A 19507-nucleotide genomic window follows, 5' to 3' on the forward strand; every position below is an offset into this window, starting at 1 on the left:
CTCACCGTGATCGCAGGAAGGTCAGCGGCCGGACCGCGTTCGCCCGGTCGACGAGGACACCGTGGTCGTTGGCCGTGCGCGCCTGCCGGGCCAGGTCCCGCAGGGAGCTCTCCAGCAGCCGCCGCAGCGACCGCTCCGACGGCGCGTCGCCCATCGTCTCGCCGCCGGCCAGGCCGGCGGCGCCGTGCACGAGGACCCGGCCCAGGGCGGCCTGCCGGAGCACCGCCGTCATCCGGTCGCGGGCCTCCCCGTGCCGGGCGCCCCCGTCCAGCCGCAGCCGGCCGAGGCGGCGCACCGCCTCGTTGAGGTGCTCCGCGCCGGGCGGGTCGTCGCCGAGCCGGGTGGCCAGCACCCGCACGGCCGCGACCTGGGCGGCGTCGTAGTGCCGGGACACGCGGGGAACGCCGTCGAGGAACCGCACCGCCGCCGCCCGGTCGCCGTCGGCCAGCCGCAGCCGGGCCAGCCCGAACGCGGCGCTGGCGGCCGACCGGTCCCGACGCCACACCGCCCGGTAGTAGCGGGTCGCCTCGCCGGCGTCGCCCCGCTGCTCCGCGCAGTAGCCGAGCGCCAGCTTCGGGGCCACCTCGCCCGGCAGCTCCGCGTACGCCCGGTCGAACCGCTCGGTGGCCTCGGCCACGGCGGAACGGGCGAGCGCCAGGAGGCCGTGGTGCCAGACCAGCCGCCAGTCGGCCGCCGCGTCCTCGGCGAGCAGCCCGGCCGCGACGGCCAGGGCCTCCTCGGCCGGGCCCGCCCCGGCCAGCTCCAGGTGCGCCCGGCAGCGCGACAGCTGGACCTCGACCGAGGCCGTCTCGAACGCCGCGAGCCGGGCCAGCAGGCTGCGGGGGTCGAGCGCGCCGATCAGGTGCAGGGCGGGGGTGGCGGGGTCGCCGGCCGCGGGGCGGGGCACCGGCAGGCCGGTGGCCACCGAGGGCGGCACCGGGCGGCCGTGGTGCGGCAGGTCGGCGGCGGCCGGGTCCGTCCACGCGGCCAGCCCCGGCACCGCGCCGAGCCCGGCGTCGAGCAGCGCCGCCGTGGGGGCGAACACGGTGGACGGCTCCTGGCCACGGTCGGCCGGGGGAGCCGGCAACAGCTCCCGCAGCACGCCCTTGAGCTGCTCGGACATCTCGGAGGCGGACGCGAAGCGGCGACGCCACTCGGGGTGGGCGGCCCGGGTGACCAGCCGCCCGAAGGACTCCGCCCCGAGGTCGGTCTCGCGGCCAGGGGAGTCGAGCGGGGGACGGCTCAGCTCCCGCAGCATGACCCCGACCGCGTAGAGGTCCGAGCGCACCGTGAACCCGTGCGCGGCCAGCTCCGTCGGGCTCACCCCGTAGGTCTCGGTGCGCACCTTCGGGCTGTGCCGGTCGTCGGCCCGGCGCACCCCGCCGAGGTCGATCAGCTTGACCCGGTCGGCGGTGCGGATGACGTTGCCCGGGTGCAGGTCGGTGTAGAGCAGCCCCTTGCCGTGCAGGTGGTCCAGCGCGGTCAGGATCTCGTGGCCGTACGCCAGCACCTCCACCAGGGGCAGCGTGACCGCCGGCCGGGCCGGGTCGACCGCCGCCTGCCACAGCTCGTGCAGCGGCATCCCCTCCAGGTATTCCATCACGATGTAGCTGGTCTGCCCACCGAAGAGGCGGTCCTCCGCGCTGACGAAGTTGAAGATCCGGACGATGTTCGGGTGGTCCAGGGTGGTCAGGAACTGCCGCTCGGAGACCTCGATCGCCAGGGCGTTGGGCTCGGTCTTGTTGATCAGCCGCTTCAGGGCCATGGGCTTTCGGTCGAGGTGGACGTCCTCGGCGAGGTAGACCTGCCCCAGGCCGCCCCGGGCCAGGTAGCCGACCACTTCGTACTGCCCGGCCACCACGTCGCCGGGTGCGAGGGCGGAGACGAACGCGAAGGGCGTGCCACAGTGCGGGCAGTAGCCGTGGTCGAGCCGCTCGGCCCCGCCCCGGCCGACCTCCCGCCGGCAGGCGGGGTTGGCGCAGAACCGCTCGTGCTCGGGCACCGTCAGGCCGGCCGTCGTGCGCCGGTGGCCGGTGAAGTCGCGTACCGGCAGGGACACCAGCCCCGCCACCGGCCAGGTCTCGTGCCCGACCGGCGCCCCGGCCGTCGGCGTCGCGGCGCGCGCCGGCCGCGCCGGCCAGGGCGCGAGGCCGCAGACCTCGCAGAAGCCGTCGGCGTCGACGACGCCCGGACAGTCAGGGGTACGCGCACAGCGCATCAGGACGGCGCCCCTTCCCGCCGGTCGTCGAGGGCACGGCGGACCGCCTCGGCGTAGGCGTGCACGGCGTCGGTGGCGTCGGTGAGGTCGCAGGGGCCGGCCCAGAGCAGGTCGTGGGCCCGCCGGTAGGACCGCCCGGTGCCCCGGTGCTCGGTCAGCCCGCCGGCGACGGCGCGGGCCCGGTGCGCGTCCAGCAGCCCCCGCAGCTGCTGGTGCTCGGTGGCCCGCGCGGTCAGCTCGCGCCGCAGCACTGTCACCTCGTGCAGGGCCCGGTCGGTGCCCTGCTCCATGGCGGCCAGGTGCTCCAGCAACGGGCCGGGGTCGGGCTCCCGGGCCGCGGCCAGCAGCGCGGTGAGCCGGATCCGCAGCAGGCTGGCCCGCGGCTTCGCCGGTGGCAGCCCGCGCACGCGTGCCTCGAGCCGGCGGCGGTGCTCGCGGGCCAGGTGCTCGGCCTCGCGCAACCCGGCGATCCGGCGGGCCAGCAGCGCGAGCCGCAGACCGACCGCGGGGCTGCGGAAGCCCACCAGGATCCGCAGGTCGCGTTCGGCGGCGCGGTCGACGATCGGGCCGACGACATCGTCGACCAGCGCCTTGGGGTCGCTCGACTCGTCCACGCCGTCGATCAGCAGCGACCGGGGCGACGCGTCGCCGAGCAGGTCGCCCGCCGCGGCCTCCGCCGGGGGCCCGGTGGAGCCGACGAATCCCAGGATCCGGGCGGCCAGCTCCCGGGGTGGCTTGCCGGCGGCGTCCAGCGCCAGGTCGATGCTGCCCAGCGGCGGCAGCGACGGGTCCCGTTCGGCGGCGGCCGGATCGACCGACGACGGCCGGAGCTGCCGGTTGGACAGCACCACGGCCCGGCGCACGGTGGCCGAGGCCGTCGACGTGGGCGGACCGGTGACGACCACCAGGACGTTCTGCGGTGAGCGGCGGGCGAAGAAGTCGGCCGTGCGCCGGGCGACCTCGCCGTCCTCCCGGCCGCCGCCCACCGACGTCAACTCCTGGTCGACGGAGGAGTCGCCGACCACCCACGCCTGGAGCAGGGGCAGATGGTGGAGCAGCGTCTCCACGGGGATCATGAACGAACGGCCGGAGGCGGGGCCGCTGTAGTAGGAGACCACCATGCCCACCACGTAGCCGGTCTCGTTGTCGACCGCCGCCGCGCCGCTGAACCCGCTGCGCACCCGGAGCCCGGGGCTCGCCGGGCTCGGATCCATCTGCATCCACTCGTTGGCCGGGCCCGTGCCCCCGTGCAGGACGGCGTGGACGGTCTCGCCGTCGCGGAACTCCTTCGGGAACCCGAAGGCGTAGACGTGCTTCTCCCACAGCGGCAGCCGCCGCAGCTCGGCCCCGGGGCGGCCGGGGACCGGATCGGAGAGTTCGAGCAGGGCGATGTCGCCCTGGCCCTCCCTGCCCGCCGGCACCCAGCCGCCGGCCACGACCCCGGCGGACCGGGCGGGCAGCCGGGGCAGGCGGACCAGCTCGACCTGGACCCGGTCGGCGGGCGGGGTGGCCCCCGCCGTCGCGCGGCCGACCGCACGGTCGACGACGTGGGCGCAGGTGAGGACGTGCCGGTCGCCCAGCAGCGTCCCACTGCCGAGGATCAGGCCGCCGACGCCACGGATGCGCACCACCCATGGCTGACGGCCGTGATTCTCCTTCACCTGTGCATGGTATTCGCAGATCCTTTCGGGGGTGGGGCGCGGAATTGACCGTTGTAAGAAAGACGACTCGGCCGCGAAACGCGAAAGCGACGGCGGCCGGCACTATTCGGGAATTGCCGCCACCGCGATTCCCAGGGCCCGCGCGGACGCCTCCCGGTGGGCTACCCTCTGCCCGGTGACGGTGAGCGCGGGGGTGCCGGTCGCGCCCGCGCCGCCGGGGGGAGGCCGGGGCTTCCGCGCGCTCTGGGCGGCGCAGGTCCTCTCCGTGCTCGGCGACTCCTTCTCCCAGCTCGCCGTGCCGCTGCTGGTGCTCGACGCGACCGGTTCGATCGCCACCGCCGGCCTGCTCACCGGCGCGTCCGGCGCGGCCGCGGTGGTCGCCGGCCTGTTCGCCGGCGTCGTCGTGGACCGCGTCGACCGGCGGGCGCTGCTGGTCGGCGCGGACGCGGCGCGGATGCTGCTGTTCGCGGTGGTCCCGCTGGTGTGGTGGCTGGCCCCGACCCCACCGGTCTGGCCGCTGTTCGTGCTGCTGCCGCTGGCCGCGGCGATCGGGATGGTGTTCCAGGTCGCCGCCGTCACGGCGGTGCGCGGCCTGGTCGACGGCGCGGAGCTGACCCGGGCGAACGGCCGGCTGCACGCCGGCACCGCCCTCGCGGCGGTCGTGGGGCCCGCGCTGGCCGGTGCCGTGTCCGGCTGGTGGGGCCCGGCCGGCGCGCTCGCCGTCGACGCCGCCAGCTTCGGCGTCTCCGGGGCGCTGCTGACGCTGGTACGCCTTCCCGCCCGTTGCGCCGCGACCGCCGACGCGGCGGGCCGCGCCGGGCCGTGGGCGGAGTTCCTCGCCGGGGCGCGGTTCCTGTGGCGTCACCGGGTGCTGCGCCCGCTGACCGCGCTGCTGACCGTCTTCCTCCTGCTCACCTACGGCATGGACGACGTGGTCGTCTACCACCTCAAGCACGGCCTGCACCAGCCCGACGGCACGGTCGGCCTGGTGCTCGCCGCCGGCGCCGCGGGCACGGTCACCGGGTCGCTGGTCGTCGCGCGGCTGCGCCGGCGGTTCGGCTTCGGGGCGTGCTGGATCGGCGCGACCGCGGCCACCGGCGGCGCGGTCGCGGCCCTCGCGTCGACCCGCCGGCCCGCCGAGGTCGGCGCGCTCGTGGCCGTCTACTTCGGCTGCCTCAGCGTCGGCGGCATCTGCTCGCTGTCGCTGCGCCAGGAGGTGACGCCGGAGCACCTGCTCGGCCGGGTCACCGCCGCGTTCTGGACGATCCACTTCTCCCTCGGCGGCGTCGGCGCGGCGGCGTTCACCTGGCTGGCCCAGCGCCACGGCGCGCCGGTGACCTTCGTCGTGGCCGGGGCCGGCGGGGTCGCGGTGGCCGTCGCCGCCCTGTGCACCGCCGTGCGCCGGGCCGGCGCGTAACCCGACGCGAACCGGCGCTTCCTACCGTCGCCTCACTCACATCCGACCGGTCCGATGGTGCCCAACCGCCGTGCGGAGATCCAGGGAGTGGAGGTCGCGACAGACATGACTGAGGTGTACGAACCGACGCGTCAGCCGGCCCGGTCCGGCCCCGACCCGGACGGGTCCCGCCGGGCCCCCACCTCGTTCGCCCAGGGGCGGCTGTGGCTGCTCAGCCAACTGGAGGGGGAGCGCAGCGCGTACAACGTGCTGGTGCCGCTGCGGTTCCGGGGTGACCTCGACGCGGCGGCCCTGACCGACGCGGTCACCGCGCTGGTCGCCCGGCACGAGGTGCTGCGCACGGTCTACCGGGCCGAGGCCGGCGAGCCGGTGCAGGTGGTCCGCCCCGCCGAGGTGGTGCCGGTGCCGCTGACCGACCTGTCCGCGCTGACCGACGACGACCGCGAGGAGGCCCTCGACGCCGCCTTCGAAGACGCCGAGACCCGCCCCTTCGACCTGGCCGAGGGCCCGGTGCTGCGCGCCCGGCTGCTGCGCGTCGCCGCCGACGAGCACGTCCTGCTGCTGAGCGTGCACCACATCGCCATCGACGCCCCGTCCACCCCGGTGCTCTACCGCGACCTCGCGGCCCTCTACCGGGCCGCCGCGACCGGTGCGCCGGCCGACCTGCCGCCGCTGGCCGTCCAGTACGCCGACCACGCCGCGCGGGAACGGGCGGCGCTGGCCGGCCCGCTGCGCGAACGGCAGCTCGCGTACTGGCGGGAGCGGCTGCGCGACCTGCCGGCCCTGGACCTGCCGACGGACCGGCCCGCCGCCGGCGCCTCCTCCACCGACGGCGGCTTCCGGCGCGCCGCCGTCGACCCGGCCCTGCTGCGCCGGGTCCGTGCCCTCGCCGACGCGTGCGGCGCGACCCTCCTCGACGCCGTGGTGGCCGGGGCGGGGCTGCTCATGCAGCGCTACGGCGGCCAGGACGACATCGTCCTCGGCACCGTGCACTCGCCCCGCGACCGCGCCGAGCTGGCCGACCTGATCGGCTTCTTCCCCAACACGGTGGTGCTGCGCGCCGACCTGTCCGGCGCGCCCTCGTTCACCGACCTGCTACGCCGGGCCGCCGCGACCACCCGCGACGCGTTCGCCCACGCCGACCTGCCGTTCGACGTGCTCGTCCAGGAACTGGCCCCGGCCCGCGAGGCCGGCCAGGCGCCGTTCTTCCGGGTGTACGTCAACGTCGACGACGCCACCGAGGGGCTGCCGGAGTTCGCCGGGCTGACCGCCGAGGCGATCCAGCCGGAGTTCACCACCGCCCGGTTCGACCTCGGCTTCGTGCTGCGCTGCGGCGGCGCCGAACCCGAGGTCGACAGCGTCTACCGCAGCGACCTGTTCGACGACGACACGATCGCCCGGATGCTCGACCACCTGGTGCGGCTCTGGGCGGCGGCGGTCGCCGAGCCCGACCGGCCGGTCACCGAGCTGACCATGCTCACCGACGCCGAGATCGACGACGCCGTGTGGCGGTGGAACGACACCGCCACCGACCTGCCCACCGACCGCTGCCTGCACCACCTGTTCGAGGAGCGTGCCGGCCGGCAGCCCGACCACCCCGCCGTCGTCTGCGGCGACACCACCCTCAGCTACGCCGAGCTGGAGCGGCGGGCCAACCGGCTCGCCCACCGGCTCGTCGCCGCCGGTGTGGGACCCGACACCCTGGTCGGCATCTGCCTGCGCCGCAGCCCGGCCCAGCCGGTGGCGGTGCTCGCCGTGCTCAAGGCCGGCGCGGCGTTCGTGCCGCTGGACCCGGACTACCCGGCGCGGCGGCTGGAGTTCATGTGCCGCGACGCCGGCCTGTGGGGCGTGGTCACCGAGCCCGACCTCACCGACCGGCTCGCCGCCGCCGAACTCGACGCGGCCCGCCTCGTCGACGTGCACGACGACTCCGGCGACTGGCCGGCGACCCGCCCCGACACCCGCGTCACCCCGGACAACCTCGCGTACGTCATCTACACCTCCGGCTCCACCGGCGACCCGAAGGGCATCGCCCTGCGGCACCGGGGCGCGGTCAACAACTTCACCGACTTCAACACCCGCTTCGCCGTCGGCGCCGGCGACGCCCTGCTCGCCGTCTCCTCGCCCAGCTTCGACATGTCCGTCTACGACCTGCTCGGCACCGTCGGCGCGGGCGGCACCACCGTGCTGCCCACCCCCGACGAGATCCGCCAACCGGCGGCCTGGGCGCGGCTGGTCCGCGACCACCGGGTCACCGTGTGGCACTCCGCCCCGGCCCTGCTCGACCTGCTGCTGGAGCACCTGGAACGGCACGGCGAGACGGTGCCGACGGTGCGGCTGGCCCTGCTCGGCGGCGACTGGATCCCCGTCGGCCAGCCGGCCCGGCTGTGCGCCGTCGCCCCCGACGTGCGGTTCGTCGCCCTCGGCGGGGCCACCGAGGCGTCCATGGACTCGATCATCTTCGAGGTCGACGAGGTCGACCCGGCGTGGGCCAGCATCCCGTACGGCCGGCCCATGGCCAATCAGCGGGCGTACGTGCTGGACCGGTTCGGCCACCCGCAGCCCGTCGGCGTCCCCGGCGAGCTGCACCTGGCCGGGGCGGGGCTGGCCCGCGGCTACCTGGACCGGCCGGAGCTGACCGCCGAGCGGTTCGTCGTGCGTGACCTGCCCGGCGGCCGCCGCGAGCGGCTCTACCGCACCGGCGACCTGGCCCGGTACCGCCGCGACGGGGTGATCGAGCTGCTCGGCCGGATGGACTTCCAGGTGAAGATCCACGGCCTGCGGATCGAGGCCGGCGAGATCGAGTCGGCGCTGCGCCGCTGCCCGGAGGTCACCGAGGCGGTCGTGGTGGCCCGGGGCACCCCCGGCCACACCACCCTCGCCGCGTACCTCACCGCCGCCGCGCCGGTGGACACCGAGGCCCTGCGCGCGGCACTCGGCGAGCGGCTGCCCGCCCACATGGTGCCCGCCGCCATCGTCGTGCTCGACGCGTTCCCCACCACCCCCAACGGCAAGGTCGACCGCCGGGCCCTCGCCACCCGGGACGTCGCCGGCCCGGCCGCCGGGGGCGGCGAGGCGCCGCGCGACGACTGCGAGCGGCGCATCGCCGCCGTGTGGCGCGACGTCCTCGGCGTCGACGACGTCACCATCGACGACAGCTTCTTCGCCCTCGGCGGGGACTCCTTCGCCGCCGTGCGCACCATGGTCGCCCTGGACAACCCGGTGCCCGTGGTGGAGCTGTTCAAGAACCCGACGATCCGGGGCCTCGCCGAGCGGATCCGAACCGGCGCCGGCGGCGGCACCGGCGAGCTGCTGCACGAGCTGACCCCGCCCGGCCGCCCCGCCACCACCACCGTGGTCTGCCTGCCGTACGGCGGGGGCAACGCGATCGCGTACCGGCCGCTGGCGCAGGCGCTGCCCGAGCGGTTCCGGCTGCTCGCCCTCAACCAGCCCGGCTACGACACCGGCGGCGACCCGGCCGACTTCCTCGACTTCGACGAGGTGGTGCGGCGGTGCGTCGACGAGGTCACCCGCCGCGTCGACGGTCCCGTCGTCGTCTACGGCCACTGCGCCGGCACGGTCATGGCCACCGCCGTGGCCCGGGGCCTGGAGGCCGCCGGGGCGGACCTGCGCGGGCTGTACCTGGCCGCGTCGCTGCCCGCCGAGGACCCCGACGCCGCCCTCGCCGCCGAGCGGGCCACCTCCGACGAGGAGTGGGCCGGCTACCTGACCCGCCTCGGCGGGTTCTCCGGCGCGCTGGACTGGGCGGCCGTGGAACACATGATGACCGCCGGCCGGCACGACCACGTCGGCGCGATGAACCACCTGCGCCGCTGCTGGGCCGAGCCCCCCGCCCCGGTACGGGCCCCCACCGTCGCCATCTTCGGCGACGCCGACCCCGCCACCGAGGGCTTCACCGAGCGTCACCGCGACTGGTGCCGCCTCGTGCGCGACGTCTCCGTGGCGGTCGTCCCCGGCGGCGAGCACTACTTCGTCCGGGACCGGGCCCCGGAGATCGCCGTGCTCATCGACCGCGACCACCCGGCCACCGGCCGGACCGAGGAGGTCTGAGAATGTCCACCACCGACCCGATGGGCGAGCTGCTCGACGCCGGGCTGCACCAGCTCGCCACCACCGACCCCCGGCTGCACGAGGTGCTCGTCGGCGAGCAGCTGCGCCAGGCCGGCACCCTGTCCCTCGTCGCGTCCTGCTCCCCGGTCGACCCGTCGGTGCTGGCCAGCCAGGCGTCCGCCGCCGTCAACGTCACCGCCGAGGGCTACCCGGGCCGCCGCTACCACGCCGGCTGCGAGGTGATCGACGGCATCGAGCAGCTCGCCATCGACCGGGCCCGGCGGGCCTTCGGCGCGCGCTACGCCAACGTGCAGCCGCACTCGGCGACGACCGCCAACTACGCGGTGCTGTCCAGTCTCCTGGAGCCCGGCGACACCCTGCTCGGCATGGCCCTCGACAAGGGCGGCCACCTCACCCACGGCAGCCCCGCCGCGTACGCGGGCCGGTACTTCCGGGCCGTCGGGTACGGCCTCGACGACGCCGGCCTCATCGACTACGCCGAGGTGGAGCGCCTCGCCAGGGAGCACCGGCCGAAGGTGATCGTGTGCGGGGCGACCGCGTACCCCCGGCAGATCGACTTCGCCCGGTTCCGCCGCATCGCCGACCGGGTCGGCGCGTACCTGCTGGCCGACATCTCGCACACCGCCGGGCTGGTCGTCGCCGGCCTGCACCCCAGCCCGATCGACCACGCCCACCTGACCACCACCTGCACCCACAAGCAGCTCTACGGCCCGCGCGGGGGGCTGATCCTCGCCGGCCGGGACGCCGACGCCCCCGCCCCACGGGGCAAGGGCACCCTCGCCCAGTTCGTCCAGCGCACCGTGTTCCCGTACTTCCAGGGGGCCCCGGTGCTCAACGCCATCGCGGCGAAGGCCCGCGCCCTGGACATCGCCACCGGCCCCGAGTTCCGGGCCACCGCCCGGCGGATCGTCGCCGACGCCCGGGCGATGGCGGCGGCCCTGGCCGACCTCGGCTACGCGGTGGTCTCCGGCGGCACCGACAACCACATCGTCCTGATCGACCTGTCCGCCCGCCGGATGACCGGCCTGGTGGCCGAGCTGGCGCTGGAGGAGTGCCACATCGTCGTGAACAAGAACCGGGTGCCCCGGGACACCACCCCGGCGCTGGTCACCGCCGGCCTGCGGCTGGGCACCAACAGCATCGCCGCCCGGGGCATGGGCACCGACGCGGCCGTGGCCTGCGCCGAGCTGATCGACCTGGTGCTGTCGGCCGTCGAGCCGTACTCCGACCGCGAGTACCACCTGCCGGCGGCCGTGCGGGAGCTGGCCCGGCAGCGGGTGGCGCGGCTCTGCGCCGCCCACCCCATCCCCGGCTACCCGATCCCGGCCCCGCAGCGGGAGCTGACCGTCGCCGGCCGCTGAGCGGCCCCCGGCGGCGGGCCGGCCGTACGTCGACCCCAGGCCGGCCCGCCGCCACCCCACGCCCTACGGAAGGAGAGTCGAGATGCACAAGCGGATGAGGTTCGTGGCCGTCAACGGCTCGGAGCGCACCGACGGCAACACCCGTGAGGTGCTGGGCCACGCCGCCGAGCTGCTGGCCGGCCACGGCGTCGACCTGGAGGTGATCAACCTCGGCGAGAAGAAGCTGACCGGCTGCGGCCCCTGCGGCGACTGCAACTCCCGCTGCGAGCCGTGCGTCGTCACCGGCGACGACGTGCCCGAGATCGTCGACCGGATGGCGCTGGCCGACGGGATCATCTGGGCCGCGCCCGTGCACGGCTTCGGCCCGGCCACCACCATGCAGGCGTTCATCGAGCGGGCCGGGGTCGGCTACCTGCGGTTCCAGCGCCCCCTGACCAACAAGGTCGGCGGGGTGGTGGTGATCGGCCGCCGGTACAGCCACACCGAGGTCTACAACCAGCTCGTCGCCAACGTGCTGCTCAACCGGATGGTCATGGTGGGGAGCGGCTTCCCGGCCATCCTCTACGGCAACCACCGGGGCGAGGCGCTCGCCGACACCGAGGGCGTGGAGATGCTCGACCGGATGCTGCACCGGATGGTGGCGATGGCCCGGCTGCTCGCCGAGCACCGCGAGCTGACCGGCCGCGACGCGCTCGCCACCGACCACGCCAACGAGCGCGACGACCGCTGGTTCGCCCGCCGCTACGCCACCGCGGGGCAGGCGTGAGGACCATGGCGCCGCCCCGGGGCTGGGCGTCCTGCGCCCGGCGCCGGCCCACCGCGCGGGTCCGGCTCTACTGCTTCCCGTACGCCGGGGGCGGGCTGGCCGCGTACCAGCCGTGGGCGGCCCGGCTGCCCGACTCGGTCGAGGTGTGGACGGTCTGCCTGCCGGGGCGGGAACACCGCCTCGACGAGGCCGCCCGCACCGACCTGACCGGCCTCGTCGACGAGCTGCGCGCGGCGCTCGCCCCGCAGCTCGCCGGGCCGCCCGCCCCGGTGGCGTTCTTCGGGCACAGCCTCGGGGCGCTGCTGGCGTACGAGCTGGCCCGCGACCTGCGCGCGCACGGCGACCGGGAACCGGCGGCGCTGGTGCTCTCCGGCCGCGCCGCCGCCCACCATCCGCCCCGGCGGCGCATGCACACCCTCGACGACGACGCCTTCGTCGCCGCCGTGCGGTCGCTCGGCGGGGCGCCCTCGGCGGCCCTGGAGCACCCGGAGCTGCGCGAGTTGTGCCTGCCGACGCTGCGCGCGGACATCACCGCCGCCGAGACGTACCGGCACCGGCCCGGCCCGCCGCTGGACTGCGCGATCACGAGCTGGGCCGGCGACGCCGACGAGGGGGTGCCGCCGGACGCGGTCGCCGAGTGGGCCCGGCACACCCGGGGGCCGACCCGGCACCGGCTGTTCCCCGGCGGCCACTTCTTCCCCTGGTCCGCCCCCGGGGTCCTGGCCGCGCTCGCCGAGGACATCGGCGTGCAAGGAAGGGCCCCCTGTTAACGCCTACGGTAGAGAAGGGTCCCCTTCTCACGCGCGTCCGACACCCGCCGGCTCCCGCAGGACATCCTGCGGGGAACCGGCGCGTAGGTCGGGTGGCGGCGGGCTCAGGCCGGCCACGCCCGAGCGGCCGACAACGCCGCGGTGGTCGGCCGCGCCGGGGCGGGCGACAGCGCGCCGGGCGCGGGGGCCCCGACGGACAGGAACTCCTCGACGAGGGCGTGGAAGCAGGCCGGACGGTCGATCTCGACGTGGTGTCCGGCGCCGGGCAGCACCGCCACCCGCGCCGACGGCAGGCCCGCGCCGAACGCCGCCATCCGGTCGCCGGCCAGCAGCGTGCCCGCGACGTCCGGGTCGCCGGCCACGGCGAGGGTGGGGGTGGCGATCCGCCGCAGCAGGCCGACCCAGGCGACCTCGCCCTGCTCGGCGTCCACCATCGCCCGGAACACCCCGTCGGCGGTGCCGGCGAGGGACTCGGCGATCATCCGTCGCCAGCCCGGGGTACGGGTCGCGGTGGCCGGCAGCGCGGCGACGATCTCGTCCAGCGGCCGGCGGGCCAGCCGCCAGGACCGGGCCATGTCGGCGCGCACGGGCGGCCAGTCGCCGGGGAGCAGCACCGGCGGCTCCACGGCCACCAGCCGCCGGATCCGGGCCGGCCGGCCCGCGTCGCCCCCGCCGGTCGTCCCGGCGGCGACGTGCAGCGCCACCGCCGCGCCGAGGGAGTGCCCCAGCAGGTCCACCTCCGGCCCGATCGCGGCCAGCGCCACCCGTACGTCCGCCGCGTAGTCGACGAACCGGTACCCGGTCGACGGGCGGTCGCTGTCGCCGTGTCCCCGCAGGTCGAGGCAGTAGACGGTGCGGTCGGCGGACCAGCGGCGGGCGCAGTCGGCGAACGTGCGCCACGACTCCCAGATGCCGTGCAGCACCACCAGGGGTGGCCGGTGCTCCGGCCCCGGCCAGCGCGCGGCGTGCAGCCGTACGCCCGCGCCGGGCAGGCGCACGTGTCTCGTCCCGTCAGCCATCGGTTTCTCCTTCGCCTCGGTCCCGCCGGGCCGCCGCGCGGTCGCGCTCAGCCGCGCGGGGCGGTCGCGGTTCGCTGCGCGGGACACCTGCCCGCGCGGTGCGTCAGGGTGCCCCCGCCGGGTGCGCCACCGGTTACGCGGCCGGCCCGGGGCCCGGCAGCCGGCCAGGTCAACCGGCCCCGGGGCGGGAGGCGGGCGCACACCGCGCGGGCGTAACCGGGGCCTAACTGCCCCTTCCTACCGTGGCCGGATCATCCGCACCGGTGCGTGCACCCACGCCTTCCGGCCCGGCCGGCGAGGCGAGAGAGGAGTTACGGTGACGACTTCGCTGCCCATCGGCGACACGTCCCCCGGTCGTCCGGGGACCGAGCGGCCCGGGACGGCGGCCGGGTCGGCCCGCGAGCTTTGGCGACAGCACCTGGCCGGCGCCACCGCCGCCGTGGAGCTGCCGCTGGACCGGCTACGCCCACCCGAGCGGGAGTACACCCCCGCCCGGGTGCCGGTGCCGGTCGCCCCGCGTACCCTCGCCGCGCTGGCCGACCTCGACGTCACACCGCCGGTCGGCTGGCTCGCGGCGCTCGTCGCGCTGCTGGTCCGCTACGGCGCCGAGACCGACCTGGTCGTGGGGATGCCCGCTGGCGACGCGGAGGCGACGGCCCGTCGGGTGCGCGTCCCGGTCGGCGCGAGCTACCGGGCCCTCATCCGGCAGGTCGAGTCCGCCGAGGCCAACGCCAACCGGCTGCCGCCCCTGCCGCTGGCCGAGGTGGGCCGGCTGGTCCGGCCCGACGACGTGCCCGGCGCCGCGGCCCCGTTCCCGGTCGGCTTCCACCCCGCCGCCGCGGGCGGTCCGGTCCCGGTCTGGCCGGGCGCGGACCTGACCCTGGCGCTCGGCCCGGACGGCGCGCCGAGTTTGCACTACGACGCGACGCTGTTCACCGCCGCCACCGCCGGCCGGCTCGCCGACCACCTGGCGACCCTGCTCGGCTCCCTGGTGGCCGCCCCCGACCGCCCGGTGTCCCGGGCCACCCTGCTGCCCGCCGCCGAACGCCGGCGGATGCTCGTCGACTGGAACGACACCCGCGTCGACTTCACCGACGAGCGGCCCTGGGCCGACCGGGTCGCCGACCTGGCGGCCCGCCGACCGGACGCGCCGGCCGTGCGCGACCGGGGCGTACGCCTCAGCTTCGCCCAGCTCGACGCGGCGGCGAACCGGCTCGCCCGGCACCTGCGCGCCGGCGGCCTGCCCGACGGGGGCCGGGTCGGGCTCTACCTGGAGCGCGGCACCGCCGCCGTGGTCGCCACCCTGGCCGTGCACCGCGCCGCCGCAGCGGTGGTGCTGCTCGACCCCGGGCAGCCGGGCAGCCGCACCGAGCTGATGCTCGCCGAGACCCGCCCCGACGTCGTGGTCACCCTCGACGGCCTCCTCGACGACCTGCCCGGCCAGGTGGCCCGGCGGGCCGTGTGCCTGGACCGCGACGCCGCCGACATCGACGCCGGGGAGGCGACCGCCCCGGAGGTGGCCGCCCCGGGGCCCGACGCGGTGTGCCAGATCGCCTACACCTCCGGCTCCACGGGCGCGCCGAAGGCCGTCCGGCAGCGCCACCGCACCCTGGTCAACCTGGCCAACTGGACGTGCCGGGCGTACGGGGTGGGCCCCGAGGACCGGGCCAGCTGGGTCTCCGCGCCCGGCTTCGGCATCGGACTGCTGGAGTGGATGCCGTTCCTCGCCTGCGGCGCGGAGATCACCATCGCCGACGCGCGCACCACGGCCAGCCCCACCCGGCTGCGGGACTGGCTGGTGGCCCGGGGCGTCACCCACGCCCTGGTGCTCAACCGGCTGGCCGAGCGCCTCGCCGGGTTGTTCTGGCCGGACCGGTCCGCGCTGCGGTTCCTCGTCGCGGTCGGCGAGCCGCTGCGCCACTGGCCGAGCCCGGCCCTGCCGTTCGAGGTGGTCGCCTGCTACGGGGCCACCGAGGTCGGCGCGGCCACGAGCTGCTACGACCGGGGCTCCGGGGTGCGGTGCACCTCCCGCGGCGTCGCCGAGGACGAGCGGGCCGTCCGGCTGCCCAGCGCCGGCCGCCCCATCGCCAACATGCGGCTGTACGTGCTGGACCGGCACCGCGAGCCCGTGCCCGCCGGCGTGGCCGGCGAGCTGCACGTGGCCGGCGCCGGCCTGGCCGCCGGCTACCTGGCCCGCCCCGAGTGCGACGCCGAGGCGTTCGTGCGCAACCCGCTGCCGGAGGAGCCGGAGCCGGTGTTGTACCGCACCGGCGACCTGGCCCGCTACCGGCCCGACGGCACCGTGGAGATCCTCGGCCGGGCCGACGCCGTGGTCCGCGTCGCCGGCCGCCGGGTGACCCTCACCGAGGTGGAGGCCGCGCTGACCGCCGACGGGACGGTCCGGGAGGCGGCCGTGCTGGCCCGCCCCGGCCGGGACGGGCGACCCCGGCTCGTCGCGTACGTCGTGCCCGCCGACGAGGCCGCGTTCTCCACCCGGGAGTTGCGCGAGGGGCTGGCCAACCGGCTCCCGTCGCACCTGCTGCCGGGCGCGATCGTGCGGCTCGCCGGCCTGCCCTGCCTGCCCAACGGCAAGCTGGACCGGGCCGCCCTGCCCGCCCCGCCCGCCCCGGTCAGCGACGCCCCGTACGTGGCGCCGCGCAGCGAGCTGGAATGCGACCTCGCCGACCTGTGCGCGGAGGTGCTCGGCGTGGAGCGGATCGGCGTCGAGGACGACCTGACCGGCGCGGCCACGCCGCAGCGGCTCCGCCAGGCGGTGTCCGCCCTGGCCGCCAGCCGCTACGGCGTCGACCTCGCGCCCGACCGGGTCGCCTCGGTGGCCCGCGCGGCGGCGCTGATCGAGGCCGCCCGGGTCGACCAGCCGACCGACGGCGGAGACGACGACGGCGACGAGGGCTACGACGGCGACGACGAACCGTTCGGCGACCTGCCGCCGATGGCACACCACCCCGACGACCGGTACGAGCCGTTCCCGCTCACCGACACGCAGCAGGCGTACTGGATCGGCCGCAGCGACGCCGTCGAGCTGGGCAGCGTCGGCTGCCACGGCTACTGGGAGTGGTGCAGCGGCGACCTGGACGTCGACCGGTTCCGGGCGGCGTGGGCGCGGGTGCTGCAACGGCACGACATGCTGCGCGCGGTGATCCGCCCCGACGGCACCCAGCGGGTGCTGGCCGACCCCCCGGCGTACGAGATCCCGGTGCTGGACCTGCGCGACCGTGACCCGGCCGACGCCGACCGGGCGGTGGCCGAGCTGCGCGATCACCTGTCCCACCACGTGGCCCCGGCGGACACGTTCCCGCTGTGGGACGTGCGGCTCACCCTGCTGCCCGACGGGCGGGGACTGATCCACCTCGGCCTGGACCTGCTCATCATCGACGCCTGGAGCTACTTCCAGATCCTCGTGCCCGACCTGGTCACGTGCTACGAGGACCCGGCGGCCGAGCTGCCCGAGCCGGGGCTGTCCTTCCGTGACTACGTGCTCGCCGCCGAGGTGGCGCTGGAGCGGTCGGAGGCGTACCAGCGGTCGAAGCGGTACTGGCTGGACCGGATCGAGCGGGGCCTGCCTGCCGCGCCGGAGCTGCCCCGCGCCGCCGGGGCGGCCGAGGTGACCGACGTGCGGTTCACCCGCCGGGAGCACCGGCTCGACCCGGCCGCCTGGGCGACGCTGAAGGAGCGGGCGCACGCCGTCGGGGCCACCCCGTCGGGCGTCGTCGTCGCCGCGTTCGCCGAGGTGCTGCGGGCGTGGAGCGCCAACGACCAGTTCACGATCAACTTCCCGCTGTTCAACCGGCTGCCGCTGCACCCCGACGTGGACAAGCTGATCGGCGACTTCACCACCACCAGCCTGCTGGCCGTCGAGAAGGTCGACGGCACGTTCGCCGACCGGGCCCGCTCCCTGCAGCAGCAGCTCTTCGAGGACCTGGAACACCGCCACTTCGGCGGCGTACGGGTGATGCGGGAGCTGGCCCGACGCCAGCGCGGTCAGGTGCGGGCCGCGTTCCCGGTCGTGGTGACCAGCCTGCTGGGGCAGCCGCCCCGGCACTTCACCACCGCCCTCGGCGAGGCCAGCCACACCAGCACCCAGACCCCGCAGGTGACGCTGGACTTCCAGGTCTCCGAGGTGGCCGGGGCGCTGCACTTCAGCTGGGACACCATCGACGAGGTGTTCCCCGCCGGGATGCTCGCGAACATGTTCGGCGCGTACTGCGGGCTGCTGGACCGGCTCGTCGCCGAGCCGCGCAGCTGGCGCAGCGAGCACTTCGCGCTGGTGCCCGAGCACCAGCTCGCCGTGCGCCGGGAGGCCAACCGCACCGACGCGCCGGTGCCAGACACGCTGCTGCACGCACCGGTCGCCGCGCACGCCGCCGCCCGCCCCGACGCCCCGGCGGTGATCTGCGGCGACACCGTGCTCACGTACCGGGAGCTGGACCGGCGGGTCAACCAGGTCGGCCGGCTGCTGCGCGACGGCGGGGCCCGGCCGAACGAGCTGGTCGCCGTCGTGATGGAGAAGGGCTGGGAGCAGATCGTCGCCGCGCACGGAGTGCTCGCCGCCGGGGCGGCGTACCTGCCGATCGACGCGCAGGTGCCCACCGAGCGGCTGCACCACCTGCTGCGCGACGGCGAGGTGTCCACCGTCCTCACCCAGGCGGCCGTCGACCCGGGCGTCGAATGGCCCGACGGGGTGCGCCGGCTGCGCGTCGACGCCGACTTCGACGACGTCGACCCAACCCCGCTCGCCCCCGTCCAGGCGGTCACCGACCTGGCGTACGTCATCTACACCTCCGGCTCCACGGGGAAGCCGAAGGGGGTGATGGTCGACCACCGGGGCGCGGCGAACACCATCTGCGACGTCAACCGCCGCTTCGGCGTCGGCCCGGACGACCGGTGCCTGGCCGTGTCCGGCCTGCACTTCGACCTGTCCGTCTACGACGTGTTCGGCATCGTCGCGGCCGGCGGCACGGTGGTCGTGCCCACGCCGACGCCGAACCCCGACCCGCAGCAGTGGGCCGAGCTGGTCCGCCGGCACGGGGTCACCTTCTGGAACTCGGTGCCGGCCCTGCTGGAGATCCTGGTCAGCCACGTCGAGGGCACCGGGGAGACCCTGGCCCCGCTGGCGCTGACCGTGCTGGCCGGCGACTGGATCCCGCTGACCCTGCCCGACCGGGTGCGCGCCGTCGCACCGGGCATCCGGGTGATCGGCTCCGGCGGGCCGACGGAGACCTGCGTCTGGTCGGTGATCAACCCGATCGGCGAGGTCGACCCGGCCTGGCCGAGCATCCCGTACGGGCGGCCGATGAGCAACCAGCGCTACCACGTGCTGGACGCCCGTGGCGACCACCGTCCCGTGTGGGTGCCCGGGGAGATCCACATCGCCAGCGAGGTCGGCCTGGCGCGCGGCTACTGGCGCGACCCGGAGCGCACCGACGCCCAGTTCGTCCGGGACCCGGCCACCGGGGAACGCAGGTACGCCTCCGGAGACCTCGGCCGCTACCTGCCCGACGGCAGCATCGAGATCCTCGGCCGCACCGACTTCCAGGTGAAGATCCAGGGCCACCGGATCGAGCTGGGCGAGGTCGAGGCGGCGCTGGCCGAGCATCCGGCGGTGGACCGGGCGGTCGCCGTGGCCGCCGGGGCCACCCCGCAGACGCTGCGGCTGGTCGCGTACGTGACCCCGGCGCAGCCGGACGCGCCGCCGGAGCCGGCGGACGTGCTGGCCCACGTCGGCGCGAAGCTGCCCCGGTACCTGGTGCCGGGCGCCCTGACCGTGCTGGAGCGGCTGCCGCTGACCGGCAACGGCAAGGTGGACCGGCGGGCGCTGACCGAGGCGACCGTCGGCCGCGACGACGAGCAGGACTTCACCGCCCCCGAGGGGCCGGTCGAGCAGCTGCTCGCCGAGGTGTGGGCCGAGCTGCTCGGCGTCGACCGGGTCGGCCGGCACGACCACTTCTTCGCCCTCGGCGGCAACTCCGTCATCGCCACCCAGCTGGTGTCCCGGATCCGGGAGCTGACCGGCGGCGAGCTGCCGCTGCGGGCCGTGTTCACCGGCCCGACGGTGGCCGAGGTGGCCGCCACCCTGCTCGACGACCCGGAGCAGGGCGAGGGGGTGGCCGCCGCCGCGCGGCTGCTCGCCGAGCTGGGCGAGGCCGACGACCTGGCCGAGTTCCTGGAGTGACCGCCCGGGC

Annotated in this window: 9 protein-coding genes; 6 read left to right on the forward strand and 3 right to left on the reverse strand. The window is 76.4% G+C overall.

The window, feature by feature from the left end:
- Position 1 precedes the first annotated feature (1 nt).
- Together TK50_RS28310 and TK50_RS28315 are read right to left on the reverse strand one after the other, a co-directional pair.
- On the reverse strand, positions 2 to 2218 hold the full coding sequence (locus TK50_RS28310) for a serine/threonine-protein kinase (protein WP_043968536.1): 2217 nt from the start codon (positions 2216 to 2218) through the stop codon (positions 2 to 4).
- Positions 2218 to 3879: a trypsin-like peptidase domain-containing protein gene (locus TK50_RS28315; RefSeq protein ID WP_082106720.1), complete on the reverse strand. Its 1662-nt coding sequence runs from the start codon at positions 3877 to 3879 to the stop codon at positions 2218 to 2220. The genes TK50_RS28310 and TK50_RS28315 overlap by 1 nt, the downstream gene beginning before the upstream one ends.
- A gap of 175 nt (positions 3880 to 4054) precedes the next feature.
- Here TK50_RS28315 and TK50_RS28320 point away from each other — a divergent pair, with 175 nt between their 5' ends.
- The 5 genes from TK50_RS28320 to TK50_RS28340 all read left to right on the forward strand — a co-directional run bounded on the left by TK50_RS28320 (position 4055) and on the right by TK50_RS28340 (position 12285).
- On the forward strand, positions 4055 to 5296 hold the full coding sequence (locus tag TK50_RS28320) for an MFS transporter (protein WP_199486165.1): 1242 nt from the start codon (positions 4055 to 4057) through the stop codon (positions 5294 to 5296).
- A 105-nt stretch (positions 5297 to 5401) separates the two neighbouring features.
- Positions 5402 to 9367: a non-ribosomal peptide synthetase gene (locus TK50_RS28325; RefSeq protein ID WP_052503976.1), complete on the forward strand. Its 3966-nt coding sequence runs from the start codon at positions 5402 to 5404 to the stop codon at positions 9365 to 9367.
- Positions 9368 to 9369: 2 nt separating this feature from the next.
- Positions 9370 to 10749, forward strand: a complete 1380-nt coding sequence (locus TK50_RS28330) for a serine hydroxymethyltransferase (protein WP_082106724.1) — start codon at positions 9370 to 9372, stop codon at positions 10747 to 10749.
- Between the two features lie 82 nt (positions 10750 to 10831).
- Positions 10832 to 11515 (forward strand): flavodoxin family protein, encoded by a 684-nt coding sequence (locus TK50_RS28335; RefSeq protein WP_043968539.1) that lies wholly within the window; start codon positions 10832 to 10834, stop codon positions 11513 to 11515.
- A 5-nt stretch (positions 11516 to 11520) separates the two neighbouring features.
- Positions 11521 to 12285: a thioesterase II family protein gene (locus TK50_RS28340; protein WP_043968542.1), complete on the forward strand. Its 765-nt coding sequence runs from the start codon at positions 11521 to 11523 to the stop codon at positions 12283 to 12285.
- Positions 12286 to 12389: 104 nt separating this feature from the next.
- On the opposite strand, the gene TK50_RS28345 is transcribed toward TK50_RS28340, so the two are convergent.
- Positions 12390 to 13304: an alpha/beta fold hydrolase gene (locus TK50_RS28345; RefSeq protein WP_082106726.1), complete on the reverse strand. Its 915-nt coding sequence runs from the start codon at positions 13302 to 13304 to the stop codon at positions 12390 to 12392.
- Positions 13305 to 13620: 316 nt separating this feature from the next.
- On the opposite strand from TK50_RS28345, the gene TK50_RS28355 reads away from it, so the two are divergent.
- A complete protein-coding gene (locus TK50_RS28355; protein ID WP_052503977.1) occupies positions 13621 to 19497 on the forward strand; it encodes a non-ribosomal peptide synthetase in 5877 nt (1958 codons plus the stop codon).
- Positions 19498 to 19507: the final 10 nt, after the last annotated feature.

The sequence above is a fragment of the Micromonospora haikouensis genome (assembly GCF_000876225.1).
GTDB lineage: Bacteria > Actinomycetota > Actinomycetes > Mycobacteriales > Micromonosporaceae > Micromonospora > Micromonospora haikouensis.

Bases quoted from the DNA above. Each gene is read 5' to 3' on its own strand.
- TK50_RS28310 (WP_043968536.1), bottom strand. From the start codon at position 2,218: ATGCGCTGTGCGCGTACCCCTGACTGTCCGGGCGTCGTCGACGCCGAC.
- TK50_RS28325 (WP_052503976.1), top strand. From the start codon at position 5,402: ATGACTGAGGTGTACGAACCGACGCGTCAGCCGGCCCGGTCCGGCCCC.
- TK50_RS28330 (WP_082106724.1), top strand. From the start codon at position 9,370: ATGTCCACCACCGACCCGATGGGCGAGCTGCTCGACGCCGGGCTGCAC.
- TK50_RS28335 (WP_043968539.1), top strand. From the start codon at position 10,832: ATGCACAAGCGGATGAGGTTCGTGGCCGTCAACGGCTCGGAGCGCACC.
- TK50_RS28340 (WP_043968542.1), top strand. From the start codon at position 11,521: ATGGCGCCGCCCCGGGGCTGGGCGTCCTGCGCCCGGCGCCGGCCCACC.
- TK50_RS28345 (WP_082106726.1), bottom strand. From the start codon at position 13,304: ATGGCTGACGGGACGAGACACGTGCGCCTGCCCGGCGCGGGCGTACGG.